Raw genomic sequence first — 26,641 nt, forward strand, 5'->3', positions numbered from 1 at the left:
CGTCCTCTGGGGAGATGGGAGTCCGCGGTACGTGCACACGTCGTCAGGGGCTCTCGACGTGCAGCGGGATGCCGGTCTCGCGCTGGGAGACCTGCCACAGGACGTCGATCTGCTCCTGCAGGTGACGTCGGCGCACGATCGGCCGCCGCACCGCCGGGCCGTGCGAGCCGAACCGCGGCGCGTACAGCTCCCCGCCCTTCGCCCGAGGGTCCGTCGCCGCCCGGAGTTGAGGCCGGGCGCCCTCGACCGGGGTCATCCCCGACCGGGCGGTCATCACCTCGAAGAACGCCCCCAGCGGACCGGCGCCGCCCTCGCGCACCGACCGCGCCTGCAGGTCGGTGTTCGACAGGCCCGGGTGCGCGAGCAGGCTCGCCGCGGCCACGCCGGCCGAGGCGAACCGCTGCTGCAGTCCCAGGCCGAAGTGCAGGTTGGCCATCTTCGACCGCGCGTACGAGCTCCACGGCCCGTAGTCGCGCCGCAGGTGCGGATCGGCCGGGTCCAGCCGCCGGGCTCGGTGCCGGGCCGTGCTCGTGACCGTCACGACCCGCGCGGCCGGCGCCCGCAGCAGCGCCGGCAGCAGGTGCGCGGTCAGCGACCAGTGCCCCAGGTGGTTGACGCCCAGCTGCACCTCGAACCCGTCGGCCGTCGTCCGCTGCGGCATCGCCATCACCCCGGCGTTGTTGACCAGAAGGTCGACGCGCTCGTGTCCGGCCAGCACCGTGTCCGCTGCCGTCTTCACCGCGGACAGGTCGCCGAGGTCGAGCGGCACCACCTCGAGCGACGCCGCCGGGTGGCGCTCGGTGATCCGCGCGACCGCGGCCGCCGTCTTCGCGGGGTCCCGCGCCGCGAGCACCACGTGCGCCCCCGCTCCGGCCAGCGCGAGCGCCGTCTGGAAGCCCAGACCGCCGTTCGCGCCGGTCACCACCGCCGTCCGCCCGCTCAGGTCCGGGATGTCCTTCTCGGTCCAGGCCACCCACCCATCTCCGCACGCGGAGCCCGGTCACGCGACGGCGGACCGCATCCGCCCCTCGGCGCGCAGCTGCACCGCCGTCAGGACCTCCCAGCGGATCGCCGAGCTGCCCGGCCGGACGACGCGCCAGTACCGGTCGAACCGGCGCCGCGTTCCCGGATCGGTCGCCAGCACCCGCGTCTCCGAGCTCAGCTCGGTGCCGTTCCGGACCGGCGTCAGCCGGAAGTCCATGACGGCCTTCACCCAGCCCGGCCGCATCCAGCGGTACAACCCCTCGGCGTCCAGCGACGGCGGCTGCTCCCCGCCGCTCAGCCGCCACGCCTGCAGCACCCCGCCGAACACCACCGACTCCGGCGCCGACGACGCCAGCAGCGGCACCGGGAGGGCGTCGAGGAAGGGCCGGTCGTGCAGCCGCCCGAACCCGCCACCCGACAGCAGCACCGGGAGGAGGCGGACGGCGCTGAGCGCGACGGTCACCGGCAGGCCGCTGAGCCGCACCTCGTGGAGGGCGTCCCACACGACGTCCGGCGGGGCCGAGATCCACTGCGACTGCCGGGTGACGTGGTGGCTGTTCGGCAGCAGGTCGTCGAGGTGCACCCCCGCTGTCTATCCGGCGCGGCCGTCCCGCACGCCGCCCGGAGGGCAGAAATGGCCACTTCTGCCCTACGTGGTCAGCCGGCCTTGAGCGTCGGGTAGTCGGTGTAGCCCTCGGCGCCCGGCGCGTAGAACAGGTCCGGCTTCAGCTCGTTCTCCGGGTGCTCGCCGGCCCAGCGCTCGACGAGGTCCGGGTTGGCGAGAACGGCCCGGCCGACGGCGACGGCCTCGGCGTGCGCGGCCTCGATGAGCCGCACCGCCTCCTCGCGGGTGGTGACCGTGCCGAAGCCGCTGTTGGCGATGAGCGGGCCACCGAAGCGCCGCCGCAGCTCCTGCACCAGGTCCCCCGCCGGCTCGCGGTGCAGCACGCTCAGGTAGGCCAGGCCCAGCGGGCGCAACTGGTCGAGCAGCGCGCCGTAGGTGGCGAGGACGTCGGCGCGGTCGGTCTCGAGGGCGCCCTGGATGTCGTGCTCCGGCGAGATGCGCAGGCCCACGCGACCGGCGCCGATCGCCGCGGCCACCGCCGTCACCACCTGGACGACGAAGCGCGCCCGGTTCGCGGGGCTGCCGCCGTACTCGTCGGTGCGCTGGTTGGACGACGGGGCGAGGAACTCGTGCAGCAGGTAGCCGTTGGCGCCGTGGATCTCCACGCCGTCCAGGCCGGCCTCGACCGCGCGACGGGAGGCCGCGACGAAGTCGGCCACCACCCCGCGGGCCTCCTCGACGGTCAGCGCGTGCGGCACCGGATAGGCCTGCTTGCCGCGCGACGTGTGGCCCTCGCCGTCGATGGCGAGGGCGCTGGGGGCGACGACGCGGCGTCCGCCGTTGACGTCGGGGTGGGTGACCCGGCCGCCGTGCATCACCTGCATGACGACGCGGCCGCCCCGGGCGTGCACGGCCTCGGCGACGCGGCGCCAGCCCTCGACCTGCTCGTCGGTGAGGATGCCCGGCTGGCCGACGAAGGCCTGGGACTCGTGGTTGGGGTAGGTGCCCTCGGTGATGATCAGCCCGACGCCGGCGCGCTGCCGGTAGTGCTCGGCGACGAGGTCGCCGGGGACGCCGGACGCGCCGGAGCGCATGCGGGTGAGCGGGGCCATCACGACGCGGTTGGCGAGCTCGAGGTCGCCGAGGGTCACGGGGGAGAACAGGTCCACGCCAGGACCAAGGCGGCCCGCGGCGGCCCCATTCCGGAACGCGACCGTCATCACGCTCGGGCGTTCCTGCAGGAGCCAGGGCCCTCCCGACCTCGGTCGGGAGGGCCCTCGGGCGGTGCGTGTCAGGCCACTGCGCGGCGGCGGGTTGCCACCGCACCGGCCACGCCGGCCACCACGACCCAACCGGCCAGCACCAGCACCGACTGCGTCGTCTCCTGCCCCTGGGCCAGGGCCAGCACCGCGCCGTTCGGGTCGACGTACGGGGCGATCCCCGGCTGCATGGCGCCGAGCACCGGAACGGCGCCGAGCACCGTCAGGTAGGTGACGGTCAGCGCCGCCGGGGCGTTGGCCAGCGCCGCGCCGATGCCCGCACCGGTTCCCGCGAAGACGGCACCGGCGGCCACCAACACCGCCATCGCCCGCGGGACGCCGTCCCACGACAGGTCGCTGCCGAGCGTGACCCACAGGACGCCGGTCGACGCCGCCGTGGCCAGCGCGGCTACCGCAGCACCCAGCAGGCCCATGGCCACGGCCTTGGCGGCCAGCACCCGGCCGCGTCGGGGCACGAGCAGGAAGGTGGTCTGGACGGTCCGGTGCGACCACTCGCCGGCGGTGGACACGATACCGACGGCCAGCAGCAGCATCCCGGTGAGCAGGCCCATCGCGCCGACGGGGCCGTCGGCCCCGCCGATGACCCCCTCGCCCGTGGTGGCCAGGCCCATGGCGATCGACGGCAGCAGCACCGCCGCCCCCACCAGGGCCTTGCCGGAGCGGCTGGACAGGGACTTCCGGACCTCGACGCCGACCAGCGTGGCCGGCGAGGCAGCGGTGCTGCGGACGGCGGGCCGGGCGGGCACGGCCGGGGGGACGACGGCGTTCATCGGTCGATCTCCTCGCTGGTGGCGGTGAGCTGGAAGAAGAGGTCCTCGAGGCCGCGCTGCACCGGACGCAGGTCGGTGAGCACGTGGCCCCCGGCGGCGGCGACGGCGCCCACGCGCCCGGGCTCGGCACCCGGCACGAGCAGCGCGCCGTCCGTGCCGTGCTGGACGGGGAGGCCGGCCGCCTCGAGGTCGCGGGTCAGGGCGGCGGCGTCGACGGCACGGACGGCGGTGCCGTCGCCACCGAGCAGGTCGGCGACCGGACCGTCGGCGACGATCCGGCCGGCCCCGATGACGAGCAGCCGGTCGACGGTGGACTCGACCTCGCTCAGCAGGTGGCTGGAGAGCAGCACGGTGCCCCCGCGGGCGGCGTGGCCGCGCAGCATGTCGCGCATCCAGCGGATGCCCTCGGGGTCCAGGCCGTTGGCCGGCTCGTCGAAGACCAGCACCGGCGGATCGGCCAGCAGGGCGCCGGCGATGCCCAGCCGCTGCCGCATCCCCAGGGAGTAGCCGCCGACCCGGCGCCGAGCGGCGTCGGCCAGCCCGACCAGCTCCAGCAGCTCGTCGACCCGCGCCGCCGGCACACCCACGGTGTCGGCCATCAGCCGCAGGTGGGTGCGGCCTATCCGGCCGGGGTGCACCGCCGAGGCGTCGAGCAGGGTGCCCACCACCGCGCCGGGGTTGGCCAGCTCGGCGTACGGCCGGCCGTCGACGAGGGCGCTGCCCGCGGTCGCCGGGACCAGCCCGGTCATCATCCGCATCGTCGTCGTCTTGCCGGCGCCGTTCGGACCGAGGAAGCCGGTGACCGTCCCCGGCGCCAGGGTGAAGGACACGTCGTCGACGACCGTGCGGCCGCCGTACTGCTTGGTCAGTCCGCTGACCGTGATCATGGGAGCCTCCGCTCGTGGGGTCGACGGCGAGAAGACTCGTCCCCGGGCACCGCTGCCCGCGTCGGCCGGAGGCCGCGAACGTGCTGGCCGGACGGCTGATCCGCGTCATCCGAAAGAGGACATCGGCTGTCCCCCGTCGGGCGACCCGGCGGCCGAGGGCAGCCACCTACGCTCCGACGCATGGGGCTCCGTGCGCGGTTCTGGCCAGGGCTGCGCACGCGCAGCATCTGGCTCGAGGCCGCCATCGCCCTGGCCGCCACGGTGGTCGTCGCGGTCGGCGCGGCGGCACCGGATGCGGGGCCGCTGGGCGTCGTCCTCCCGCTGGGCGCCGCCCTGGCCGTCCTGCTGTTCCTCTTCCGCCGCACCCGGCCGCTGCTGCCGTTCGCCGTGGCGGCGCTGGAGGCGGCGCTCTCCCCGGTGGCGTCGATCGGCGTCCTGGTGACGTCCTACGCGGTGGGCCGGTACGTCGGGGGCTGGCCGCAGCGGGCGGTCGCCGCGGTGGCCGGCGCGGTGGCGGTCACCCGGCCGTGGAGCCTCGGCACCCTCAACGAGACGGCCGGTGCGGTCGGGGGCGCGGTGCTCGTCGTCGTCCTCCCCGGGGCGCTGGGCGCCTGGGCCCGCACGCGCGCGCAGCTGCTGGCCGCGCTGCGCGAGCGCGCCGAGCGGGCCGAGGCCGAGCGCGAGCTGCTGGCCCGCGACGCCGTCCTCACCGAGCGGACCCGCATCGCCCGCGAGATGCACGACGTCGTCGGGCACCGGGTGAGCCTCATGGTGCTGCAGGCGGGCGCGATCGAGGTGGCCGCCGGGGACGCGGCCCGCGTCGAGCAGCTGGCCGGGCAGGTGCAGACCGCCGGGCGGCAGGCCCTCGACGAGCTGCGCCACATGGTCGGCGTGCTGCGGGACGGCGAGGTGGACGACGCCGCGCCGCTGGGCCCGCAGCCCGGACTGGCCGACCTGCCCCGCCTGGTCGCGAACGCGCGGGAGGCCGGGATGACCGTGGAGCTGTGCGGGCCTGCGGAGGCGATCGGCGACCCGGCCGTCGAGCGGGCGGCCTACCGGATCGTGCAGGAGGCGCTGACCAACGTGAGCAAGCACGCGCCCGGTGCGCCGGTGACCGTGACGATCGGCCGGACGGACGAGGGGCTGGTCGTGCGCGTGGTCAACGGACCGTCGTCGTCCACCCCCGGTCCGCCGGGCGGGGGCTTCGGGCTGGTCGGCCTGGCCGAGCGGGTGCGCACGCTGGGCGGCCGGCTGCGCGCCGAGCCGCGGCTGGACGGCGGGTTCCTGGTGGAGGCGGTGCTGCCGGCATGAGCGAGCCGATCCGGGTGCTGCTGATCGACGACGAGGAGCTGGTGCGGTTCGGGCTGCGCACGGTGCTCGAGGCCTCGGGCGGGTTCGAGGTGGTCGGTGAGGCGGGGGACGGCGCCGCGGGCGTGCGGGCGGCCCGGGAGCTGCGGCCGGACGTCGTGCTCACCGACATCCGGATGCCGGGGGTGGACGGGCTGGAGGCGACCCGGCAGATCCTCGCGCTGCCGGACCCGCCGCAGGTCGCCGTCCTCACCACGTTCCACCTCGACGAGTACGTGTACGCCGCCCTGGCCGCCGGCGCCGCCGGCTTCCTGCTCAAGGACACCCCGCCGCGGCAGATCGCGGCGGCCGTGCGCGCGGTGGCCGACGGCACCGCGACCCTGTCGCCGGCGGTGACCGCGGCGCTGATCGACGCCTACGTCGACCGGCGGGCCGGCCCGCGCCGGGCCGAGGCGCGGCAGCGGCTGGCCGGCCTCTCCGAGCGCGAGCTGGAGGTGCTGACCCTGCTGGGCAGCGGGGAGCCCAACGCGGAGATCGCCGGGCGGCTGTTCGTCAGCGAGGCGACGGTGAAGACCTACGTGTCGCGGCTGCTGACCAAGCTGGACCTGGCCAACCGGACCCAGGCGGCGATCCTCGCCCACGAGGCCGGCCTCCTCGACGGCTGACCGGCGGTTTCCGCGGAAACCTCCGAGGTCGGGGCCGTCGATTTCCGCGGAAACCGCCGGGGTCGGGGCCGTCGCTTTCCGCGGAAACCGACAGGAGGGTCCTTTTTCAGGCGGGGACGAGGTCCATGGCCTCGGCGGTCAGCTCGAGTGAGCGCAGCCGGCCCTCGGTGCCGGGGAACTGGTGGGCGACGATCAGCTCGTCGGCGTCGACCTCGGCCGCGAACCCGGTCAGGTACTCGCGCACCTCGGCGGGCGTGCCGACGGCGGTGTGCGTGAGCATCGTGTCGACGTGCAGGCCCGCCCCGCCGTCCAGCAGCAACTGGGCCTCGTCGTCCGACAGTGACCGGCCGCGGCCGAACAGGCCGACGGCGAGGGTGCGGCGGACGGCGGCGTACGCGGACTCGGCCGCCGACCGGGTGTCGGCCGCGACCACGTTGACGCCGGCGATCACGTACGGGGCGTCGAGCTGGGTGGAGGGCTTGAACTCGCGCCGGTAGGCCTCCACGGCCGGCTTCAGCATGGCGGGGGCGAAGTGCGAGGCGAACGCGTACGGCAGGCCCAGCGCGGCGGCCAGCGTGGCGCCGAACATCGAGGAACCCAGCACGTACAGCGGCACCGCCGAGCCCTTGCCGGGGATCGCGTCGACGCCGGGCACGCGGGTGTCGCCGGCCAGGTAGGCCTGCAGCTCCAGCACGTCCTGCGGGAACCGGTCGGCCGAGCGCGGGTCGCGGCGCAGCGCGTACATCGTGTTCTGGTCCGAGCCGGGCGCCCGGCCGAGGCCGAGGTCGATCCGGCCCGGGTACATCGCGTCGAGCGTGCCGAACTGCTCGGCGATGGTCAGCGGCGAGTGGTTGGGCAGCATGACGCCGCCGGCGCCGAGCCGGATGGACGACGTGTGCGCGCCGACGTGCGCGATGAGCACGCTGGTCGCCGAGGAGGCGATCGTCGGCATGTTGTGGTGCTCGGCGTACCAGACCCGCCGGTAGCCGGACCGCTCCGCGCGCTGGGCGAGCGCGACGCTGGCGGCGATGCTGTCGGCGGCGCTCGACCCCTTGGCGATCGGCGCCAGGTCGAGGACGGACAACGGGATGCTCATGCAGACCTCTTCCGTGGTGTTGCTCAGCGCAACCACCCCGGTGCCGATCCCCTTCCCGGGTGTGTCACTCCTCGTACTCGGGCCCCATCGTGCCGATCTCCACCTCACCGGCCCGCTGGTAGGCGGCGATCAGCACGCCCGTGGGGGTCGTCTTCGACAGGGTGAGCCGCCAGGTCCGCGGGACGGTGCCCTCGCCGAACAGCCGCTTGCCCGCACCCACGACCACGGGGGCGACGACCAGCCGGAGCTCGTCGACGAGGTCCTCGTGCAGCAGCGTCTGGACCAGACCCGCCGACCCGTGCACCTGCAGCTCGCCACCGTCGCGGTCCTTGAGCGTCCGGACGGCGTCGGCCACGGGGTTCTCCAGCAGCCGCGCGGTCTCCCACTCCACCGAGGTGAGCGTCCGCGAGGCGACGTGCTTGATCTTGTCGTTGAGGCCCGTCGCGACCGCGCTGCTCTCGTCGCGCATCTTCGGCCACGAGGCGTAGAAGATGTCGTAGGTCGTGCGGCCGAGCAGGAAGTCCTCGACGGGGGCGAACCACTCCTCGATCTGGGCGCCGAGCACGTCGTCGAAGTGCGGCACCAGCCAGCCCTCGTAGGAGAAGCCGCCGGCGGGGTCCTCCCCCGGGCCGCCGGGGGCCTGCATGACGCCGTCCATGGTCAGGAACGTGGTGACGACGAGCGGTCGCATGGCGGGCTCCTCCCGGTCGAGCCGACCCCTCCGGCCGGGCTCCTGCACTGGAGACGGCGGCCGCGGCCGGGACTCATCGGACCGGCGTCACGCGGCCAGCGCGACCTCCCGCTCGCCGGCGGCGACGAGCACCGCGTAGCGCCCGCCGGCCGCGACCAGCTCCTCGTGCGTGCCGGACTCCACGACCCGGCCGGCGGAGAGGACGGCGATCCGGTCGGCGTGGCGGACGGTGGACAGCCGGTGGGCGATGGTGATCGTCGTCCGGCCGCGGCTGGCCTCGTCGAGTGCGGCCTGCACCGCCCGCTCCGTCGCGGTGTCCAGCGCGCTCGTGGCCTCGTCGAGCACGAGCACCCGCGGGTCGCGCAGCAGCGTGCGGGCGATCGCCAGCCGCTGCTTCTCCCCACCGGAGAACCGGTACCCGCGCGCGCCGACGACGGTGTCGTAGCCGTCGGGCAGGGCGGCGATCACCTCGTGCACCTGCGCGCGGCGGGCGGCGTCCTCGATCTCGGCGTCGGTGGCGCCGGGGCGGGCGTGCCGCAGGTTCTCCCGGACCGTCGTGTGCAGCAGGTAGGTCTCCTGCGCGACGACGCCGACGACGGAGGCGAGCGTGGCCAGCGAGAGGTCGCGGACGTCGACGCCGTCGACGGTCACCCGCCCGGCCCCGGGGTCGGCCAGCCGCGCGACCAGGGAGGCCAGCGTGCTCTTGCCCGAGCCGGTCTCCCCCACCAGCGCCAGCGTCGTCCCGGCCGGGACCACGAGGTCGACGCCGTCCAGCGCCGGGCGGTGCCCGTCGGGGTAGGTGAACGAGACGCGCTCGAAGCGCACCTCGCCGCGGACGGCGGACGGGTCCAGCGGCACGGGGGAGACCGGGTCGTCGATCTCCACCGGCAGGTCCAGGTACTCGAAGACCCGGCTGAACAGCGCCATCGAACTGGTCACCGCGACGCCGACGTCGAGCAGGCCCATGAGCGGCCGGAACAGCGTGCCCTGCAGCGCGGTGAAGGCGACCAGCGTGCCGATCGTCATGCCGCCGGAGGTCGCCGGCAGCCCCGCGGCCAGGTAGATCACCGCCGGGATGCCGGCGAACACGATGCTCATGGTGGCCATCCGCCAGCGCCCGGCCAGCTGCGAGCGCACCTCGAGACCGACGAGGTCCTCGGACGTCGCGGCGAACCGGTGCGACTGGGCGGGACCGGCACCGAGGGTCTTCCCGAGCAGCACGCCGCTGACCGACAGCCCCTCCTCGACCTGCGCGTGCATGTCGGCCAGGTGCCGCTGCCGCTGGGCGGTGACCGCCCGGCGCATCCGCGCCACCTTGCGGGTGAGCAGCACCGCCGGCGGGAGGACGACGAGCGAGAGCAGCGCCAGCCGCCAGGACAGCGCCACCATCGCGACCACGGTGCCGACGACGGTGGTCGCGTTGGACGCCAGGGAGGTGGCCGTCGAGGTGACCACCGACTGCATGCCGGCGATGTCGTGGGTCAGCCGGGACTGCACCTCCCCGCCGCGGGTGCGGGTGAAGAAGCCCAGCGACTGCCGCTGGAGGTGCGTGAAGACCGCCGTCCGCAGGCCGTGCATGACCCGCTGCCCGACGGTCGTCGACAGCCAGGTCTGCACCACGCCCAGGACGGCGGTGATCCCGGCAACCGCCACCATCCCGGCGACCGCCCAGGCCAGCAGCCGCAGGTCCTGCCCGGGCAGCGCCTCGTCGATCACCAGCCGGACGAGGAACGGCGTCGCCAGCGCCACCACCGAGGAGGCGACGATGAGCACCACCACGGTGCCCACCTGCCAGCGGTACGGCGCGAACAGCGCGGTCACCCGGCGCAACGGCACCGGCGAGCGCTCCAGCTGCGCCCGGTCGGCCGGGTCGACGGTGCGCCCCGAGCGCCCGCCCCCTGACCCTCTCTTCAGGTCGTCGACGACGACCACCTCCTCCGTCGTGTTACTGAGGTTGCCTCACGATGAGGTAACCGTACGACACCCGGTACGCTTCCCGCCGTGCCGGACGACGACGCCGCGACGCTGGGCGAGCTCCTCATGCGGGCCGCCCGTACCCAGCGGCGGCGCTGGCGGGAGGCCCTCGCGCCGTGGGACCTCTCCCCGCACCACGCCCGCGCCCTGCGGGTCGTCTGCGACCGGGACGGCGTCCGGCTCTCCGACCTCGCCGAGGCGCTGCACATCGCGCCGCGCTCGGCCACCGAGGTCGCCGACGCGCTGCAGGCCCGCGGGCTGGTCGAGCGTGGCCCCGACCCGACCGACCGGCGGGCCGTCGTCCTGACGCCCACCGCCACCGGCCGGCAGGTGCAGGGCGAGGTGGCCGCGGCACGGGCGGCCGACACCCGGGACCTCTTCGCCCGGCTCGATCCCGCCGACCGGGCGACCCTGGCGCGGATCCTGCGCGAGCTGGGCACGGGCTGAGCGCGGTTCTCCGGGCCCTCCGCGCCGGGAACCGGGCTCCCCTCCGGACCTTCTGCGCCGAAAGTCCGGATCGTCGGCCGTTCCATGCGTACATGCCGTGCGGGGCGGTTACCGGGGCTGGGAGTGACGGACCCGTCACGTCCCAGCCGAGGGGGAGGTAGCCGTCGTGCTGTCCGAGACGTCCCGGCCGATCATCGAGGCCACGCTGCCCGTGGTCGGCGAGAACATCGGCAAGATCGCCGAGCGGTTCTACCAGCACCTGTTCGGCGAGCACCCGGAACTGCTCGACGGCATCTTCAACCGCGGCAACCAGGCCGAGGGCACCCAGCAGCAGGCCCTGGCCGGCTCGGTTGCCATGTTCGCCAGCGCGCTGGTCAACCACCCCGACCAGCTGCCCGAGCACCTGCTCAACCGGGTGGCCCACAAGCACGCCTCGCTCGGCATCGAGCCCGCGCAGTACCAGGTGGTGCACGACCACCTGTTCTGGGCGATCGTCGACGTCCTCGGTGACGCGGTCACCCCCGAGGTCGCCGCCGCCTGGGACGAGGTCTACTGGCTGATGGCCCGCGCCCTGATCAACCAGGAGCGCGGCCTCTACAGCGCCCGCGGCGTCCGGCCGCAGATCGTCTGGCGCGACTGGGAGGTCACCGAGAAGCGCCGGGAGACCGACGACGTCGTCGTCTTCACCGTGAAGCGCATCGACGACCGGCTGGTGAAGACCTCGCTCCCCGGCCAGTACGTCACCGTGCGGGTGCCCATGCCCGACGGCGTCCGGCAGCCGCGGCAGTACAGCCTCATCCGGGCCGACGACGGCGAGCACCGCTCCTTCGCGGTCAAGCGCGTCCACGGCAGCGACAAGCCGGACGGCGAGGTGTCCAACCTGCTGCACGACAGCGTGGACGTCGGCGACACGATCACGATGTCGCTCCCGTTCGGGGACGTCGTCCTCGACGACTCCCGGCCGGCGGTGTTCGCCAGCGCCGGCATCGGCATCACCCCGATGGCTGGGATGCTCTCCCACCTGGTCGCCGCGGGGTCGCACCTGGAGATCACGCTGCTGCACGCCGACGTCGACGAGGCCTCCTGGGCGCTCCGGCAGCAGGTGCTCGACGACGTCCGCGCACTGCCCAACGGCGAGCTGCACGTCTGGTTCGAGGGCGGCGCCGAGTGCAGCCTGCCGGTGGACGGCGTGCACGAGGGCGTCATGGACCTGTCCGAGATCGACGTGCCCGACGACGCCGTCTACTACCTGTGCGGGCCGCTGCCGTTCATGAAGGCGGTCCGCCAGTCGCTGCTGGACCGCGGCGTCAGCACCCGCGACATCCAGTACGAGGTGTTCGGCCCGGACCTGTGGCAGGCCGACGCTGATTGATCTGTCGTCCTACCGGACGACACCGCGGCCAGGTGCCGTCCCCGGCCGGCGCTGAGCCGCTGCCCGTGTCCCGGCCGGGGACCCTCCGGGCCCCGCGCCCGGTCCACCCGCGGCCTGCCTGCCGTCCCCGGCTGCCTGCCCGGGCCCACCACATCCGGGCGCCGTCCCCGGCCGGCGCTGAGCCGCTGCCCGTGTCCCGGCCGGGGACCCTCCGGGCCCCGCGCCCGGTCCACCCGCGGCCTGCCTGCCGTCCCCGGCTGCCTGCCCGGGCCCACCACATCCGGGCGCCGTCCCCGGCCGGCGCTGAGCCGCCGTCAGGTCAGCCGGCGAAGGTCAGGCCGTGCTCCGCGAGGGCCTCGCGGAGCAGCCGCGCCGCCTTGGGGCCGACGCCGTGCCAGGAGAGCAGCTCCCGCTCGGTGATCCCGGTGAGGTCCCGCAGGTCCCGGACGCCCCGGCTGAGGAGCGCGCTGCTCGCCGGAACGCCGATGGACGTCGGCACCGGCAGCGGCGCCCCGTCGTACGTGCGGGACACCTCGTAGTCGGCGACGTCGGCCGCGAGCAGGACGGCCGCCTGCTCATCTGCCGGGCCGGAGCCCCGGAAGTCGTCCAGCTCGGCACGGGTGGCCCAGCGCTCGAGCACGGTGATGCGCCCCGGGTCGAGCAGGTCGGCGGAGATCGCGAAGTCCAGGCAACCGGGGGCGGCGCGGGCCTGCGCGACCACGGTGCGGCACGCGGCGAGGTAGCCGTCCCGGTCTTCCGGCCGCACGGTCAGTGTCCCCGACACGATGATCACGTCGGGTCAGACCCGCGCCGTCCGCGGAAGTCATCGGCCGACGGCGCGCGATCGAGTGTCACGATCGAGGGGTGAACGACCCGGTGCGCCCCGACGAGATGCGCGTCTCGGACCCCGAGCGGGCCGAGGTGCAGGAGAAGCTGCGACGGGCCGTGGCCGCGGGCCAGCTCGACCTGCACGAGTTCGACGCCCGCGTGCAGTCGGTGTGGTCCTCGCGCACGCGCGGCGAGCTGGCCCGGGTCACGCGGGACCTGCCGGAGCCGCCCGCGCCCCCGCCGCCGCCGCCACCCCTGGGCCGGCGCTTCTCGAACGACGCCGGCGGCACGGCGATGCGCGTCCTGACGATCGTCTGGGCGAGCGTCGTGGCGATCAACCTCGTCGTCTGGACGCTGGTGTCGGTGACCACCGGGACCTTCGTCCACCCGTGGTGGGTCTGGGTGGCCGGGCCGCCGGGCGCCGTCCTCGCGGTGCTCTACGCCGTGGGCATCGGCCGGCCGGAGCGCTGAGCCGCGCCGTCGGCGGCGATGCGCCGGCGGCGGTGGGTCTTGCTGCCGTACATGGCCCGGTCGGCCCGGGCGATGAGCTCGTCGGGTGACTCCCCCGGGCGGCCCACCGCCACACCGACGCTCACCCCGACCGACAGCGGCCCGCACGCGGCGTCGAACGGGGCGGCCAGCGCGGCGGCCACCCGCCCGGTGAGCGCCGACACCCGCTCCGGGTCGTCGCCGGGGACCAGGAGGACGAACTCGTCGCCGCCGAACCGGGCCGCGACCTCGCCCGCGCGCACGAGCTCGCTGAGCCGGCCGGCGACCGAGCTGAGCAGCCGGTCGCCGACGCCGTGCCCGTGGTCGTCGTTGACCACCTTGAACCGGTCCAGGTCGCAGAACAGCACGGCGCAGCCGGCGCCGTCGACCGGGTCCAGGTGCCGGCGGAGGGCGTCGAACAGCGCCCCGCGGTGCGGGATGCCGGTCAGCCGGTCGGTCTCGGCCCGCTGGTGCAGCCGGGCCTCCCGCTGCCGCTGGTCGGTGACGTCGATGCCGAGGGTGGCGACCGCGTACGGCCGGCCGGAACAGTCGCGGAGGACGTCGTTGTGCATCGCCACCCGCCGCCGGCCGCCGTCCCCGGTCAGCCAGTCGGCCTCCTGCGGCTGCGCCGTGCCTGTGGCGATGGCCCGCGTGATCGCGTCCTGGGCCAGCTCGACGTGCTCGGGGAGGACCCAGACCTCCCAGAAGAACCGGCCGAGCAACTCGTCGGCGGTGCGGCCGGTGAACCGCTGGAGCGCCGGGTTGGCGAGCAGGATCCGCTCGTCGGCACCGATCACGGCGAGCAGCGCCCCGGTCGCAGCGACGAACTCCTCGGACAGGGAGGGCTCCACCCCGACCGCCTCCTCGTGACGCGCCCCCCGGCGCGCCGCCCCGGCATGAGACCACGATCACATCTCGGCAACAACGCGCGACGCCGGTGTCGGTGCCGGGCACTACCGTCCCGGGCGTGGCGGATCCCCTCACCCGTCGGCGGGTCCTCGACCTCCGCGTGCACGCGCAGCAACTCGACCGGGCGGCCGGCACGCCGGCCGACACCGCTGTGCTGGACCTCGGTGCACAGGACACCGGCCCGGACGGCGCGCTCTGGGCGCTGGCGCTGCGCGGGGTCGACGTCGCCGGCCTGGACGCCGACGCGCTGGTCACCGTGTGGACGATCCGCGGCGCCCCGCACGTGTACCGCCGGGCCGACCTCCCCGCCGTCGCCGCGGCCACCGCACCGTTCTCCGAGGCCGACGCGGGCAAGCGGATCTACGACGCTGCCCGGCCGCTGCGGGCCGCGGGCATCCCGGTCCTGGCCGCGCTCGACACCATCGCCGGTGCCATGCGCGAGGTGGTCACGGCGCCGACGGTCAAGGGCGAGGTCTCCGGCCGGCTGACCCGGATGCTCGACGATCCGCACCTGCGGTACTGCCGCCCGTGCGACGCCGTCCACCCCTGGGAGATGCCGTTCCGCCTGGCCGCCCTGCGCGCCGGCCTGGAACTGGAGCCGGGCACCTCGCCGCCGGTGCTGCGCCCGGCGGCCGGCCTCGCGCCCGCCGACACCGTGCCCGAGCGCCTGGACGTCGTCCGCGGGTACCTGCGGCTGCTCGGCCCGGCCACCCCGAAGCTCGTGGCCGGGTACCTCGACGCGCCGGTCAGGGAGGTGCAGGCCCGGTGGCCCGAGGACGCCGTGGAGGTGCCGGTGGACGGCGAGCGGCGCTGGCTGTTGGCCGCGGACGCCGGCCGGCTCGATGCGGTGCCCGCCGCGTCCGGCACCCGGCTGCTCGGGCCGTTCGACCTCTTCCTGCAGGCGCGCGACCGCGACCTGCTGGTGCCCGAGCGGCACCGGGCCAAGGCGCTCTGGCCGACGCTGGGCCGCCCCGGCGCCGTCCTCGTCGACGGTGAGATCGCCGGAACCTGGCGGCCGCGGAAGGCCGGCAGGGCGCTGACCGTCACGGTCGAGCCGTGGCAGCCGCTCGGAGCGGACCTGCGCGCGGCGGTCGGCGCCGAGGCCGAGCGGCTCGCCGCGTTCCGTCAGGTGTCGCTCACGGCCGTCGACATCACCGACTGAGCGCCACACCTTCCCGGGCGGGTATCTCAACGCTAAGGTACCTGCATGAGCGCGCCGCCCCGCCGGGTCCGCATCGGCATCGACACCGGAGGGACGTTCACCGACGTCGTCGCGGTGGACGAGGAGACCGGGCAGACCACCACCACCAAGACGCCGTCCACCCCGGCCGACCCGGCCGAGGGCTTCCTCACCGGAGTCCGCAAGGTGCTGGGCCTGATGGACCTGCCGGGCGGCGCGGTCACCGCCGTCAGCCACGGGACGACCGTCGCCACCAACCAGCTGCTCGAGGGCAAGCTCGACCGGATCGGGTTCATCACCACCGAGGGCTACGAGTCGGTGCTGGAGATCGCCCGCCAGTCGGTGCCCGACGGGTACGGCAACAGCTACTTCTGGGTCAAGCCGCCGCGGATCGTCCCGGCCGACCTGGTGCGCACCGTGCGCGGCCGCCTCGACCACAGGGGCGAGGAGATCCGCCCCTTCGACGCCGACGACGCCCGCACGGCCGCCCGCTTCTTCAGGGACGCCGGCATCTCCACCATCGGCGTCTGCTTCCTGCACGCCTACGCCGACGACGCGCACGAGCGGGCGATGCTCGAGGTCATCCGCGAGGAGCACCCGGACGCGGTGGTCTCGCTGTCCAGCGAGGTGCTGCGCGAGTACCGCGAGTACGAGCGGTCGGTGACCACGCTGGTCGACGCCGCGGTGAAGCCGAAGGTCGGCGCCTACGTCACCAACATCCGCACCCGGCTGGACGAGATCGCCCCGGGCGTGCCGTTCTACGTGATGAAGAGCAACGGCGGCGTGCTCAGCGCCGGCGAGGTCGTGCACCAGCCGATCACCACGATGCTGTCGGGCCCCGCGGCCGGCGCGCTGGGCGCCGCCCTGATCGCAGGCACCGCCGGCTTCGACCGGGTGCTCACCTGCGACGGCGGCGGCACCTCGACCGACGTCACCGTCGTCATCGACGGCGAACCGACGCTGACCACCGAGGGCTCGGTCGGCGACTACCCGTCCAAGATCCCGATGATCGACGTCGTCACCGTCGGCGCCGGCGGCGGCTCGATCGCCTGGCTGTCCCCGGAGGGCACGCTCAAGGTCGGCCCCAAGTCGGCCGGCGCCGACCCCGGCCCCATGTGCTACCCGGACGGCGGCGACCAGCCGACCGTCACCGACGCGCACGTCGTCCTGGGCCGGATCCCCCCGCACCTGCTGGGCGGGGAGATCCCGCTGTCGGTCGACGCCGCGACGAAGGGCCTCGCCGCGCTCGGGGCCGAGCTCGACATGGACCTCGAGCGGACCGCGACCGGCATCCTCGAGATCTCCGCCTGGAACCAGGCCAACGCGCTGCGCCAGGTGACCGTCGCCCGCGGCCTCGACGTCCGCGACTTCACGCTGACCACGTTCGGCGGCTCCGGCTCGCTGCTGGCCTGCCGGCTGATGGACATCCTCAACCTGCCGCGCACGCTGGTCCCGCCGAACCCGGGCAACGTCAGTGCCTTCGGGCTGCTCACCGTCGACGTCCGCAACGACTACGTGCAGACCGTGGTCTCCAGGCACGCCGACCTCGACCTCGACCGGGTGCGCGCGGTGTACGCCGCCCTCGAGGGCCAGGCCCAGATCGCGCTGGACGGCGAGGGCTTCGACCGCGGAGCCCAGCGCATGCAGCGCACCGCCGACCTGCGCTACGTCGGGCAGGCCTTCGAGGTGCGGGTGCCGGTGGCCGAGGGCGACCTGGACGCCGTGGCCGCCGAGGACGTCGCGCAGGCGTTCCACGCCGCGCACCGCCAGCTCTACGGCTACGACTTCGCCGACGACCCCCGCCAGGCCGTCGAGTGGGTCAACCTCCGCGTGAGCGGGATCGGGCCGATCCGCCGTCCGGACATGGTGGAGCTGCCGGCCGAGGACGGCGGCGTCGAGCGCGCCGTCACCGGTTCGCGGCGGGTGTTCTTCGACGACTGGGTCGACACCCCGACGTACGACCGGCCCGACCTCGGGCCCGGCGACGTCGTCAGCGGCCCGGCGGTCATCGAGGAGTTCGGCTCGACCGTGCCCGTGCACCCCGGCTTCCGGGTCACCGTGGACGCCCACGGCAACCTGCTGCTCACGAAGGAGACCGACCGATGACCGCGGTCCAGGGCAACAGTGGCCACGATGGCCCTTCCGGGACCCTGACGAACGGCAAGGTCGCGGCCGACCCGGTGCTCGTCGAGATCGTCGCCGGCACGCTGGCCGCGATCGAGAAGGAGGTCGAGACCTCCATCGGGCGCACCTCGCGGTCGCCGATGATCCGCGACGCGCACGACTTCCGCGCCGGCATCCACGACCGGCAGCTGCGCAAGCTGACCGGCCGCTCGTACTCGGCGCTCGTGCACCCGGTGGTGCGGGACTACCCGATCGAGACGATGAACGTCGGCGACGTCTTCTTCCACAACGACGTCTACCTGTCCGAGGGCGGGATCGGCCACCTGCCCGACCTGTGCGTCACCGTTCCGGTGTTCGCCGCGCGACCGGGAGACGGGGCGGATGGCGGCGCGCAGGTGGTCGCGTTCATCCAGGCGTTCGGCCACCACGACGACATCGGCGGCGCGGTGCCCGGCTCCATGCCGTCGGCGGCCACCAGCGTGTACGAGGAGGGCCTCATGGTCCCCCCGATCAAGCTGTGGGACCGCGGCGTGCCCAACGAGAGCGCGCTGAAGATCATGACCCGCAACTCGCGGATGCCGGACTCGCTGGCCGCCGACCTCGACGCCGAGTGCTCGGCCTGCCTGGCCGGCGCCCGCCGCCTGGGCGAGCTGTTCGACCGGTACGGCGTGGACGCGGTCGAGGCGTGCTTCGACGCGATCCTGGCCAACTCCACCGAGGTCTACCGGCGGGAGATCCTCTCCCAGATCCCCGACGGCACCTATGTCTGGGAGGACTACGCCGAGCACGACGGCGTCGAGGAACCCCAGCTGCACCGCCAGCGGATCACGCTGACCATGGACTCCACCCGGGAGACCCCGCTGGTCATCGACTTCACCGGCACCGGCCCGCAGGCCAAGGGCCCGATCAACCACTGCGGCGACTACGCCGACGGCAACTTCCTCAAGAAGTGGCTGGCGCCGATCCTGCGCAACCTGGCCCAGACGCCCGAGCGGATGGCCGAACTCGACGTCAACGAGGGCGTCGTCCCGCTGATCGAGATGCGGTTCCCGGAGAAGGGCACGCTGCTCACACCGATCTTCCCGGCGCCGACGAACGCGCGGACCTTCGTCATCCTGCGGCTGCTCGGCGTGCTGGCCGGGGTGCTCGCCAAGGCGACCGGCGGCCGGATGCCCGCCGACCAGGAGACGATCCGCTACACCGGCGTCTACGGCACCGACGCCGACGGGCAGCCGTACCTCATGCGCGAGGTGCTCGGCGGGGGCTCCGGCGGCCGGTACTACGCCGACGGCGAGGACACCATCCACGTGGTCCCGGACTCGCGGAACCTGCCCACCGAGTTCACCGAGGGGCGCTTCCCGCTGCGGGTGGAGCGGCTGGGCCTGGCCCTGGACTCGGGCGGGCCGGGGCGCTACCGCGGCGGCTGCGGGTACGAGAAGCACATCCGGGTGCTGCGCGACGCGCACTTCATGTCGATCGCCGACCGCTCGATCCTGGCCTGCTGGGGCGTGAAGGGCGGCAAGGCCGGGCGGCCGTTCCAGATCACCGTCGACCCCGGCGGCCCCGGCGAGCACGACGTCGACGCACTCGCCGACGCCGAGCCGCTGACGGCGGGCACGGTGGTGCGCATCCGGACGACGGGCGGCGGCGGCTGGGGCGACCCGCTGGACCGGCCGGTGGACGAGGTCCTGCGGGACATCGCCTGGCGGAAGGTGTCGGTGACCGGCGCCCGCGAGGACTACGGCGTGGTGGTCCGGGACGACGGTTCGGCCGACGTGGCCGCCACCGAGGACCTGCGCGCCGAGCGGCGGGCCGCCCGCACCGGCGACGAGCCGTTCTTCGACCGCGGCCCCGGCTACGCGGCGCTCTCCGGCGGCGCGGCGTTCAACGAGTTCGACGTCCTCTAGGCCGCCGAGGGGCAGAAATGGCCATTTCTGCCCCTCGGGGTCCGGGTCAGCAGGCGGCCGGAGGTTCCCGCCCGGGGAGGGCGAACTCCAGCCGGACCGCGTCGGTGCGCGGGAGGAGGACGGCGGCCCCGGACTCCGGCGCCCACGCCTCCGGCAGCAGGAGGTAGTGGTCGCCGGCCTGCTGGACCAGCTTCAGGCCGTCGTAGCGGAAGCGGTAGGCACCCTCGGGGTCCGCGCAGGTCACCGGGTCGACCCCCGGGACGTCGATGCGCAGGTCCCGCTCGCTGAAGACCACGGCGTCGGGCCACCCGGCCAGGCCCTCCTCCAGCTGGGCGGCCCGACCGAGGCCGACGCCGCGCGCGTAGGTGCTCACCGCCCAGAAGAGCCCCACGGTGATCAGCACGAACGCGGCGGCCCACTCGGCCAGCCCGCTCCCGGAGAGGCCCGGACCACGCCGGCCGTCACGCGCCTGACGCGCCAGGTGGACGGCGTAGACCAGCAGCACCACCCCGATCGAGAGGGCCAGTCCGCCGGCCTCGGGGAACCGGCGTGGCCAGCCGGGACCCCTGACCACGGCGACAGCCGCGACAGCCACCAGCAGCCCGCCGAAACCGCCCACCACCGGGGCGGCGCGCCCGAGGGCCGCACGCCGCCGGTCGCGAGGCAGCCGGCGCACGGCGAACCGGTGCGCCCACAGCCCACCGAGGGCACACGAGGCCGCCACGGCGATGGGCATGAACAGCCCGTCCGCGCTGCGCACCAGGAAGTCGTTCGGCGTCAGGTCGAGGACGGTGAAGTTGACGCCGAAGTACCCGAAGAAGGCGTTGGCGTGCTGCCGGCCGAAGTACAGCAGCAGGGCCGTGATGGCCGTCGTGGGGGCGATGACCGCGCCGACGGTCGTGAGGACCTGCGGTAGCGCATCGCCGGCGGCGACGTCCTCGTCGACAGCGGCCGGTCGGCGCCCGCTCTGCTCGGACCGTCGCCACGCGGTCCGGGCCGCGCGGCGCCAGTGCTCCGCCCGTCGCCAGCCCGGCCGCGACCGACGGGCGCCGGAGGTCTGGGGACGTACCCGGGTCGCGGTCATCCAGCCGACTGCTGTTCACCGGACGACCCGCAGGCAGCGGCAGTGAGGAGCACGGTCACCACGGTGTCCTGCTGGATCAGCCCGCCCTCGGGCTCCTTGCTGTACGAGAAGTCCGCCACGCACAACGGGGAGTTCTCGTCGGGCTCGACGTCCGGGGAGAACACGATCGTGCAGACCGTCGCGCACCTCTGCTCGAGGTTGGTCTCGAGGTCGCCGTCATGGGGTCGCCCCCTGTCCTCGAAGACGGGGATCTCGATGGGCGTTCCCTGCCGGCCCGGCTCGGTCTCCCCTCCGGACGTGCCACCGGGGACCTGGTCCGGCGATCCCGGACGGGACCCGGTGTCGCCTCCTCCACCGGAGGCGGGCGGCGGCTCCACCTCGCTCTTCGGAGCCGGCGGCTCCACCTCGCTCTTGGGAGCCGGCGGCGGCTGCGCTCCGCCCGAGGCCGGCGGCTGCTCGTCGCCACCCGACGCCGGCGGCGGCTCCCGGCCGCCACCGGAGGCCGGCGGCGGGCTGTCGTCGCCACCGGACGCCCCGGTCGACGGGCTCTCACCGCCGGTTGCCCCCGTTCCGCCCCCGTCCGCAGGGGTCGCCGAGTCTCCACCGCCCGCGGCAGCACCGCCCTCGGGCGGGACGTCGTCCCCGCCGGACGCGACCGGCTCCTCGGTCTCTGCCGCCCCGGACGAGGACTGCGCCTGCGTCCCCTCCGCCTGCGGAGCGGACCCCCCGCAGGCGGCGACCACCACCGCCACACCGACGCCGAGCAGTCCCCGAGAGGACGCGGTCCAGGTCAAGGTGACCTCCTGTGACCGAGGCCGATACGTACGGAGACCACCGTTGCGGCCCGGAGCACCCGGGGGAAGGGACCTACTACCCCACGCGACGACGACCGCGCGCAGCGTTCCCACGGGTGCTCGTGCTCTGCCCACCACGGTGGGCAGAGCACGAGCACTGTGGGCGGGTCAGGTGCGGGGCGCGGCGTCCGGGATCTCGACCCCCGACGGCAGCCCGGCCTGCACGTGGGCCTCGTACACCGGCTCCCACGGCACGGCCCCCTCGCCGTGCGGGCCCGCCCCCGTCCGGCCCTCGAGCAGCGTGGCCAGCTCGTCGAGGCACACGAACCAGCCGCTGGCGTTGCGCGCCGCGGCCTGCGCCTCGTCGAGCACGTCGACCAGGGTCAGCGAGCTGTGCCCGCCGTCCATGGGCTCGACGATCAGGTGGATCACGTCGTCGTACCAGGTGAAGGACAACCGGTGCGGCGGGTCGTAGACCAGCACCGTGCCGGTCTCGTCCTCGGCGTACGGATCACCGGTGAAGGTGATCGTGCCACCGGTCCGCTGCTCCAGCCGCACCTGCGAGGGAAACCACGCGGCGAGCTCGGCCGGGTCGCTGACCGCCCGCCAGACCCGCTTCACCGGGTGGGCGTAGGTGCGCTGGAAGCGGACGGCGGGCCGCCCGTCGTACTCGATGTAGGTGCCGAGGTCCATCACGTCTCCGGGTTCTCGTCGAGGTGGCGGCCGAGTGCGTCGAGGCGGTCGTTCCACAGCGCCCGGTAGGGCGCCAGCCAGGCGTCCAGTTCCGCGAGCGGGGCCGGGTCCAGCGCGTAGATGCGGCGCTGGGCGTCGGGGACCACCCGGACCAGGCCGGCCTCCCGGAGCACCCGCAGGTGCTTGGAGGTGGCCGGCTGGCTCAGACCCAGGGCGCCGACCAGCTCACCGACGGCCCTCGGTCGCTCCCGCAGCAGGGCGAGCGCCCGCCGCCGGTGGGGGTCGAGCAGCGCCGCCCACGTCGCCTCGCGCACGGCCCGAGCATGCCTCGCTCGGCATATTTCCGTCAAGGCATGTGACGGAGCACCTCGGCCGTGTGCGCGTCCGCCGGCAGGAACGCCTCCACCGAGAGCTCGGCCGCCGTCAGGTCCACGGCGGTGCCGAACGTCGTCACCGTGCTGAGGAAGGACAGCACGTCGTCCCCGTGCCGCAGCCGCAGCGGCACGGCGATGCCGTCGGGCGGCCGGCGGTCCGAGCCACCCGGAAGCGCCGCCAGCTCCCGGTGCAGGGCGGCCAGGGCGGGGTCGGCGGTCAGGTGCGCCTCCCGGGCCAGCCGGGTGAGCAGGTGGGTGCGCCACTGCGGCAGGTTGAGGATCCGCGGCGCCAGCCCGCGCGGGTGCAGGCCGAGCCGCAGCACGTTCACCGGCGGCACGAGCAGGGCCGGGTCCGTGCCGGCGGTCAGCAGCGCCAGGCTGCGGTTGCCGGCCACCAGGTGCCAGCCGCGGTCGACGACGAGCGCGGGGTAGGGCTCGTAGGCGGTCAGGACGAGGTCCAGCGCGGTCCGGACGGCGGCCATGTCGGGGTCGTCGAGCCGCCGCCGTCCGTAGACCGGCGCATACCCGGCCGCCAGCAGCAGTTCGTTCCGCTCCCGCAGCGGCACCTCCAGCTGCTCCGCCAGGTGCAGCACCATCTCCCGGCTCGGCCGCGCCCGCCCGGTCTCGACGAAGCTCAGGTGACGGGCCGACACCCCCGCCTCGCTGGAGAGGTCGAGCTGGCTGAGCCGGCGCCGCTGCCGCCAGTCGCGCAGCAGCTCGCCCACGGGGGGCCGGGTCTCGACGGCGGTCACGGCTGCGACGCTAGCGACGGCGGGCGGGCCCGTCGCTTACCTCGCAGGTAATCGACCGGCCGCGCGAGCCGCGCCAGCGTGGTCGCCATGACAACCACCACCGCTCCCGCTCCGGCGTCCCTGCTCCGCCTCGCGCTGCGGCTCGACGCCGTCGTCACCGGCCTCAACGGCGCGGCCTACCTGCTGGCCGCCGGCCCGCTCGCCGACCTGCTCGGCCTGCCGGACGGCGTCCTGCGCGGGGTCGGCGTCTTCCTGCTGGTCTACGCCGCGGCCGTCTGGCTGGTCGGCGACCGGCCGGTCGCGCCCGCCGTCCGGACCGTCGTCGGCGCCAACCTGCTGTGGGCCGCCGGCTCCGTCGTGGTCGTGATCGCCGACCTCGGCACGCCGTCCACCGTCGGCGCCGTCTGGCTGGTCCTGCAGGCCGCCGTCGTCGCCGCCTTCGCCGTCCTGCAGGCCGCCGGCCTGCGGCGTTCCTGATCCGCCCCACCGAGAGGAGAACCACCATGACCGCCTCGCCCGACACCGCCGCCCGCTACCTGGCCGCCTGGAACGAGACCGACCCCGCCGCCCGACGGGTCCTGGTCGAGGAGGTGTTCGCCGAGGACGCCCGGTACACCGACCCGCTGGCCGACGTGGCCGGTCGCGAGGCCATCGCGGCCACCATCGCGGCGGTCCAGGCGCAGTTCCCTGGCTTCGTGTTCCGGCTGGCCGGGCCGGTCGACGCCCACCACGACCAGGTGCGTTTCACGTGGCACCTCGGGCCGGAGGGGGCGGAGGCGCCCATCGCCGGTTTCGACGTCGCCGTCACCGACGGGGACGGCCGGATCCGGGCCGTGCTGGGCTTCCTCGACCGGGTGCCCGCCGCCGCCTGACCGCCGCTCCGGCAGGTGTCAGCTCTCCTCCACCCGCCAGGACCCGACCGCGGTGTAGCCGCTGTCGTAGAGGTCCTGGCGGGTGCCGGCGTCCAGCGGCACCTGCTTCATGCTGCCGCCCCAGTACCGCAGGATCCGGCCCAGTTCCGCGGCCCGGTCGTCCCCGGCCAGAGCCCCGGCGTCCAGGTCCACCTCGAGCACGAAGCGCATCCGCCGATCATCGTCGCCGGTGCCACCACCGGCGACGCGGCGGCGGAGCCGGGACCTCGGGGGGCGGAGGCGGCGGACGGGTGGCCCGCCAGTGCGCGACGAGCGCCTCGACGTCGGCCAGGCCGGGCACGGGCGCCCACCGGCTCTCCTGCGGACGGCGCCAGAAGGCCTCGACGCGGGCGTTGTAGTCCTCGGCGAGCGCGCGGACGGCGGCCTCGGAGGGCAGCCCGGCCACCCGCCCGGGCAGCTCGTCGCGCTCCCTGCGCAGCGCCATGCCGGGCGGCAGCAGGTCGCGGGGGTCGGCCGCCTGCCGCCGGGCCCAGTCCAGGGCCCAGTCCTAACTGCCCTGCTCCCGCTCGCGGCGGGGCAGCGGCCGGCCGGCACCGTCGAGGTCGTCGAAGGCCCCGCGGGCCCGCGCCTGCGCGAGCTGCTGATCGACCCAGGTCTCGAACGACATCCCGGGCGGCTTGCGCTCCGTCATCCCCTCCAGGGTGACACCGCGAGCCGGGCGGCGGGTGAGCTCGGGCTCAGGCGGCCCGGAGGGGGCGCAGCGCGGCGGTGACCCGCTGCAGCTCGTCGAGCATCGCCTTGCCGCCGGCCTCCAGCTCGGCGTTGGGGGAGAACTCGTCGTCCTGGTCGAGGAACTGCGCGAAGAACGGCACCGACACCGCCTCGACCACCGGCAGCACCCGCAGGGCGCCGAGCACCGGCTTGAGCGCACTGGACGCGCGCAGCCCCGCCGAGACGCCGCCGTAGGTCACCAGGCCGGCCGCCTTGTCGGCCCACTCGACCGAGAGGAAGTCCAGCGCGTTCTTCAGCGCGCCCGGGAAGGAGTGGTTGTACTCCGGGGTCACGAAGACGAAGGCGTCGGCGCGGGCGACCGTCGCGCTCCAGTCCTTCGTGTGCTGGTGCACGTACTGCTGCAGCCGCGGGTGGTGCGGCTCGTCGAACACCGGCAGCCCCACCTCGGCGAGATCGACCAGCTCGACGTCGAAGCCCCCGTGCACCTCGGCCAGGCGGGTCACCCAGCGGGCGACGGCGAGACCCCGCCGGCCGGGGCGTGTGCTGGCGGCGACGACCTGCAGGACGGGACGGGACACGGAGAGCTCCTCACGACGGCTTCGTGGAGCTCTCAACCGCGCCGGAGCCCCCTGAATCCCCGGTGTGGCGGAGACGTCACTCGCTGCCCCGTCACCCGATCGTGACTTGACCCGCCGGGGGACGACGTGCCGCCCGCCGGGATCCTCGCGCAGCGTGGCGACCTGCCACGAAGGGGTGAAGAAGCAGCTCAGCGCCCTGCGCAGCGGCCCGGCACCCCCCAGGCTGACCGGCGTGCCGCTGTCCGTCCCCGGGTTGCCCGACGTCCCGCCCGAGCTGGCCGGGCCGGTCGCGGTGGAGCTGGCCAAGGCCGTCCGCGACATCCCGCGGGCCGACGCGCTGCCCGGCGGAGTGCTCTACGAGCCGAAGTGGGACGGCTACCGGCTGGTCGTCGTCCGCACCGGCGGCAGTACCCGGCTGTGGTCCAAGCAGGGCCGCGACCTCACCGACCGCTTCCCGGACGTCGCCGCCGCCGCGGTCGCCCAGGTGCCTCCGGGCACGGTGGTCGACGGCGAGGTCGTCGTGTGGAACGGCTCCCGGCTGGACTTCGGGCTGCTGCAGCGGCGCATGGTCACCCCGCCCGGCCGGATCGGCGCCCTCGTCGCCGCCGCCCCCGCCTCCTACGTCGCCTTCGACCTGCTCGCCCTCGGCGGTGCCGACCTGCGCCGCCGCCGGCTGCGCGAGCGGCGGGCCGCGCTGGAGGAGCTGGCCGGGCGGTGGGCGCCGCCGATGCAGCTCTGCCCCGCCACCACCGACCCCGACGAGGCGCGGCAGTGGTCCACCGACTGGCGGGCCGCGGGTGTCGAGGGCCTGGTCGCCAAGGGTGCGGGCACCCGCTACGCGCCCGGTCGGCGGGAGTGGGTCAAGGTCAAGTCCTGGGAGACGACCGAGGTGGTCGCCGGCGGCGTGATCGGCCCCATCGAGCGGCCCAGCCAGCTGGTGGCCGGGCGGTACCGCGACGGCGAGCTCGTCGTCGTCGGCCGCAGCAGCCCGCTGTCCCCCGCGCAGGCCGCCGAGCTGGCCGCCGTCCTCCGGCCGGCCGGACCGGACCACCCGTGGCCCGACCGGATCGGCACGGGCCGCTTCGGCGGCGGCCGGCTGTCGGTGCCGCTGACCCGGGTGGCGCCGGACGCCGTCGTCGAGGTCGCCGCGGACGCCGCGCTGCAGGCCGGCGTCTTCCGGCACCCGCTGCGCTTCGTGCGGGTCCGCCCCGACCTCGAGCCCGGGGACGTCCCCGGCATCTGACGCTCTCCGCGGAAACCGCCGCCGTCGATTTCCGCGGAAAGCG

The 26,641-nt window shown here is 75.0% G+C and carries 30 protein-coding genes; 11 read left to right on the forward strand and 19 right to left on the reverse strand.

Annotation, left to right across the window (positions count from 1 at the left end; translation table 11 throughout):
* Window positions 1-43: 43 nt before the first annotated feature.
* The 5 genes from MY526_RS12975 to MY526_RS12995 form a co-directional block, all read right to left on the reverse strand.
* Window positions 44-973 carry an oxidoreductase gene (locus MY526_RS12975; RefSeq protein ID WP_436704036.1) on the reverse strand — a complete coding sequence of 310 codons (930 nt, stop codon included), beginning with the start codon at window positions 971-973 and terminating at the stop codon, window positions 44-46.
* A 27-nt stretch (window positions 974-1,000) separates the two neighbouring features.
* On the reverse strand, window positions 1,001-1,567 hold the full coding sequence (locus MY526_RS12980) for a hypothetical protein (protein WP_436704037.1): 567 nt from the start codon (window positions 1,565-1,567) through the stop codon (window positions 1,001-1,003).
* 74 nt (window positions 1,568-1,641) lie between these two features.
* Window positions 1,642-2,718: an alkene reductase gene (locus MY526_RS12985; RefSeq protein WP_436704038.1), complete on the reverse strand. Its 1,077-nt coding sequence runs from the start codon at window positions 2,716-2,718 to the stop codon at window positions 1,642-1,644.
* Between the two features lie 122 nt (window positions 2,719-2,840).
* Window positions 2,841-3,599: an ABC transporter permease subunit gene (locus tag MY526_RS12990; RefSeq protein ID WP_436704039.1), complete on the reverse strand. Its 759-nt coding sequence runs from the start codon at window positions 3,597-3,599 to the stop codon at window positions 2,841-2,843.
* Complete coding sequence (locus tag MY526_RS12995; RefSeq protein WP_436692155.1) at window positions 3,596-4,486, reverse strand: ABC transporter ATP-binding protein; 891 nt, start codon at window positions 4,484-4,486, stop codon at window positions 3,596-3,598. Before MY526_RS12995 ends, MY526_RS12990 begins: the two co-directional genes overlap by 4 nt.
* 180 nt (window positions 4,487-4,666) lie before the next feature.
* Here MY526_RS12995 and MY526_RS13000 point away from each other — a divergent pair, with 180 nt between their 5' ends.
* Both MY526_RS13000 and MY526_RS13005 read left to right on the forward strand, forming a co-directional pair.
* Window positions 4,667-5,797, forward strand: coding sequence for a sensor histidine kinase (locus MY526_RS13000; protein WP_436704040.1), 1,131 nt, complete (start codon window positions 4,667-4,669; stop codon window positions 5,795-5,797).
* Complete coding sequence (locus MY526_RS13005; protein ID WP_436704041.1) at window positions 5,794-6,459, forward strand: response regulator transcription factor; 666 nt, start codon at window positions 5,794-5,796, stop codon at window positions 6,457-6,459. The genes MY526_RS13000 and MY526_RS13005 overlap by 4 nt, the downstream gene beginning before the upstream one ends.
* Before the next feature lie 106 nt (window positions 6,460-6,565).
* Here MY526_RS13005 and MY526_RS13010 read toward each other — a convergent pair whose 3' ends face one another.
* The 3 genes from MY526_RS13010 to MY526_RS13020 all read right to left on the reverse strand — a co-directional run bounded on the left by MY526_RS13010 (window position 6,566) and on the right by MY526_RS13020 (window position 10,178).
* Window positions 6,566-7,555: an LLM class flavin-dependent oxidoreductase gene (locus MY526_RS13010; protein ID WP_436692158.1), complete on the reverse strand. Its 990-nt coding sequence runs from the start codon at window positions 7,553-7,555 to the stop codon at window positions 6,566-6,568.
* Between the two features lie 64 nt (window positions 7,556-7,619).
* Window positions 7,620-8,246 (reverse strand): dihydrofolate reductase family protein, encoded by a 627-nt coding sequence (locus MY526_RS13015; protein WP_436692159.1) that lies wholly within the window; start codon window positions 8,244-8,246, stop codon window positions 7,620-7,622.
* An 87-nt stretch (window positions 8,247-8,333) separates the two neighbouring features.
* Window positions 8,334-10,178 (reverse strand): ABC transporter ATP-binding protein, encoded by a 1,845-nt coding sequence (locus tag MY526_RS13020; RefSeq protein WP_436704042.1) that lies wholly within the window; start codon window positions 10,176-10,178, stop codon window positions 8,334-8,336.
* 69 nt (window positions 10,179-10,247) lie between these two features.
* Here MY526_RS13020 and MY526_RS13025 point away from each other — a divergent pair, with 69 nt between their 5' ends.
* Entirely contained in the window at window positions 10,248-10,667 is a 420-nt protein-coding gene (locus MY526_RS13025) for a MarR family winged helix-turn-helix transcriptional regulator (protein ID WP_436692161.1), read from the forward strand.
* Window positions 10,668-10,833: 166 nt separating this feature from the next.
* Entirely contained in the window at window positions 10,834-12,039 is a 1,206-nt protein-coding gene (locus MY526_RS13030; protein ID WP_436692162.1) for a globin domain-containing protein, read from the forward strand.
* A gap of 319 nt (window positions 12,040-12,358) precedes the next feature.
* On the opposite strand, the gene MY526_RS13035 is transcribed toward MY526_RS13030, so the two are convergent.
* Window positions 12,359-12,823, reverse strand: a complete 465-nt coding sequence (locus tag MY526_RS13035) for an antibiotic biosynthesis monooxygenase (RefSeq protein ID WP_436704043.1) — start codon at window positions 12,821-12,823, stop codon at window positions 12,359-12,361.
* Between the two features lie 80 nt (window positions 12,824-12,903).
* Here MY526_RS13035 and MY526_RS13040 point away from each other — a divergent pair, with 80 nt between their 5' ends.
* Window positions 12,904-13,338 carry a DUF1707 SHOCT-like domain-containing protein gene (locus tag MY526_RS13040; protein ID WP_436704044.1) on the forward strand — a complete coding sequence of 145 codons (435 nt, stop codon included), beginning with the start codon at window positions 12,904-12,906 and terminating at the stop codon, window positions 13,336-13,338.
* On the opposite strand, the gene MY526_RS13045 is transcribed toward MY526_RS13040, so the two are convergent.
* Entirely contained in the window at window positions 13,305-14,207 is a 903-nt protein-coding gene (locus tag MY526_RS13045; RefSeq protein ID WP_436692165.1) for a GGDEF domain-containing protein, read from the reverse strand. The two genes, MY526_RS13040 and MY526_RS13045, sit on opposite strands and share 34 nt — an antisense overlap.
* A gap of 116 nt (window positions 14,208-14,323) precedes the next feature.
* Between MY526_RS13045 and MY526_RS13050 the strand changes: the two genes are divergently transcribed.
* Genes MY526_RS13050 through MY526_RS13060 form a run of 3 tightly spaced genes read left to right on the forward strand, consistent with a single transcriptional unit; the run spans window position 14,324 to window position 19,476 of the window.
* A complete protein-coding gene (locus tag MY526_RS13050) occupies window positions 14,324-15,427 on the forward strand; it encodes a winged helix DNA-binding domain-containing protein (RefSeq protein WP_436692166.1) in 1,104 nt (367 codons plus the stop codon).
* A 45-nt stretch (window positions 15,428-15,472) separates the two neighbouring features.
* Window positions 15,473-17,551 carry a hydantoinase/oxoprolinase family protein gene (locus MY526_RS13055; RefSeq protein WP_436692167.1) on the forward strand — a complete coding sequence of 693 codons (2,079 nt, stop codon included), beginning with the start codon at window positions 15,473-15,475 and terminating at the stop codon, window positions 17,549-17,551.
* On the forward strand, window positions 17,548-19,476 hold the full coding sequence (locus MY526_RS13060; protein ID WP_436692168.1) for a hydantoinase B/oxoprolinase family protein: 1,929 nt from the start codon (window positions 17,548-17,550) through the stop codon (window positions 19,474-19,476). Before MY526_RS13055 ends, MY526_RS13060 begins: the two co-directional genes overlap by 4 nt.
* Window positions 19,477-19,522: 46 nt before the next feature.
* On the opposite strand, the gene MY526_RS13065 is transcribed toward MY526_RS13060, so the two are convergent.
* The 5 genes from MY526_RS13065 to MY526_RS13085 form a co-directional block, all read right to left on the reverse strand.
* Complete coding sequence (locus MY526_RS13065; RefSeq protein WP_436704045.1) at window positions 19,523-20,560, reverse strand: hypothetical protein; 1,038 nt, start codon at window positions 20,558-20,560, stop codon at window positions 19,523-19,525.
* Window positions 20,557-21,354, reverse strand: coding sequence for a hypothetical protein (locus MY526_RS13070; protein ID WP_436692170.1), 798 nt, complete (start codon window positions 21,352-21,354; stop codon window positions 20,557-20,559). Before MY526_RS13070 ends, MY526_RS13065 begins: the two co-directional genes overlap by 4 nt.
* A gap of 168 nt (window positions 21,355-21,522) precedes the next feature.
* Window positions 21,523-22,047: an SRPBCC family protein gene (locus tag MY526_RS13075; protein ID WP_436704046.1), complete on the reverse strand. Its 525-nt coding sequence runs from the start codon at window positions 22,045-22,047 to the stop codon at window positions 21,523-21,525.
* Window positions 22,047-22,361: an ArsR/SmtB family transcription factor gene (locus MY526_RS13080; protein ID WP_436692172.1), complete on the reverse strand. Its 315-nt coding sequence runs from the start codon at window positions 22,359-22,361 to the stop codon at window positions 22,047-22,049. The genes MY526_RS13075 and MY526_RS13080 overlap by 1 nt, the downstream gene beginning before the upstream one ends.
* 32 nt (window positions 22,362-22,393) lie before the next feature.
* Window positions 22,394-23,173, reverse strand: a complete 780-nt coding sequence (locus MY526_RS13085) for a helix-turn-helix domain-containing protein (RefSeq protein ID WP_436704047.1) — start codon at window positions 23,171-23,173, stop codon at window positions 22,394-22,396.
* Window positions 23,174-23,260: 87 nt separating this feature from the next.
* Between MY526_RS13085 and MY526_RS13090 the strand changes: the two genes are divergently transcribed.
* Entirely contained in the window at window positions 23,261-23,650 is a 390-nt protein-coding gene (locus tag MY526_RS13090; protein ID WP_436692174.1) for a hypothetical protein, read from the forward strand.
* A 26-nt stretch (window positions 23,651-23,676) separates the two neighbouring features.
* Window positions 23,677-24,045 (forward strand): nuclear transport factor 2 family protein, encoded by a 369-nt coding sequence (locus tag MY526_RS13095; protein ID WP_436692175.1) that lies wholly within the window; start codon window positions 23,677-23,679, stop codon window positions 24,043-24,045.
* Window positions 24,046-24,063: 18 nt separating this feature from the next.
* Here the strand turns inward: MY526_RS13095 and MY526_RS13100 are convergent, their stop codons facing one another.
* The 4 genes from MY526_RS13100 to MY526_RS13115 all read right to left on the reverse strand — a co-directional run bounded on the left by MY526_RS13100 (window position 24,064) and on the right by MY526_RS13115 (window position 25,355).
* On the reverse strand, window positions 24,064-24,255 hold the full coding sequence (locus MY526_RS13100; protein ID WP_436692176.1) for a hypothetical protein: 192 nt from the start codon (window positions 24,253-24,255) through the stop codon (window positions 24,064-24,066).
* 7 nt (window positions 24,256-24,262) lie between these two features.
* On the reverse strand, window positions 24,263-24,529 hold the full coding sequence (locus MY526_RS13105; protein ID WP_436704048.1) for a hypothetical protein: 267 nt from the start codon (window positions 24,527-24,529) through the stop codon (window positions 24,263-24,265).
* A gap of 63 nt (window positions 24,530-24,592) precedes the next feature.
* On the reverse strand, window positions 24,593-24,736 hold the full coding sequence (locus MY526_RS13110) for a DnaJ family domain-containing protein (RefSeq protein WP_436704049.1): 144 nt from the start codon (window positions 24,734-24,736) through the stop codon (window positions 24,593-24,595).
* A gap of 46 nt (window positions 24,737-24,782) precedes the next feature.
* Window positions 24,783-25,355, reverse strand: a complete 573-nt coding sequence (locus MY526_RS13115; protein WP_436692178.1) for an NADPH-dependent FMN reductase — start codon at window positions 25,353-25,355, stop codon at window positions 24,783-24,785.
* A gap of 154 nt (window positions 25,356-25,509) precedes the next feature.
* On the opposite strand from MY526_RS13115, the gene MY526_RS13120 reads away from it, so the two are divergent.
* Window positions 25,510-26,598, forward strand: coding sequence for an ATP-dependent DNA ligase (locus MY526_RS13120; RefSeq protein WP_436704050.1), 1,089 nt, complete (start codon window positions 25,510-25,512; stop codon window positions 26,596-26,598).
* Window positions 26,599-26,641 lie beyond the last annotated feature (43 nt).

This window comes from Geodermatophilus sp. CPCC 205761 (assembly GCF_051383655.1).
Classification (GTDB): Bacteria; Actinomycetota; Actinomycetes; order Mycobacteriales; family Geodermatophilaceae; genus Geodermatophilus.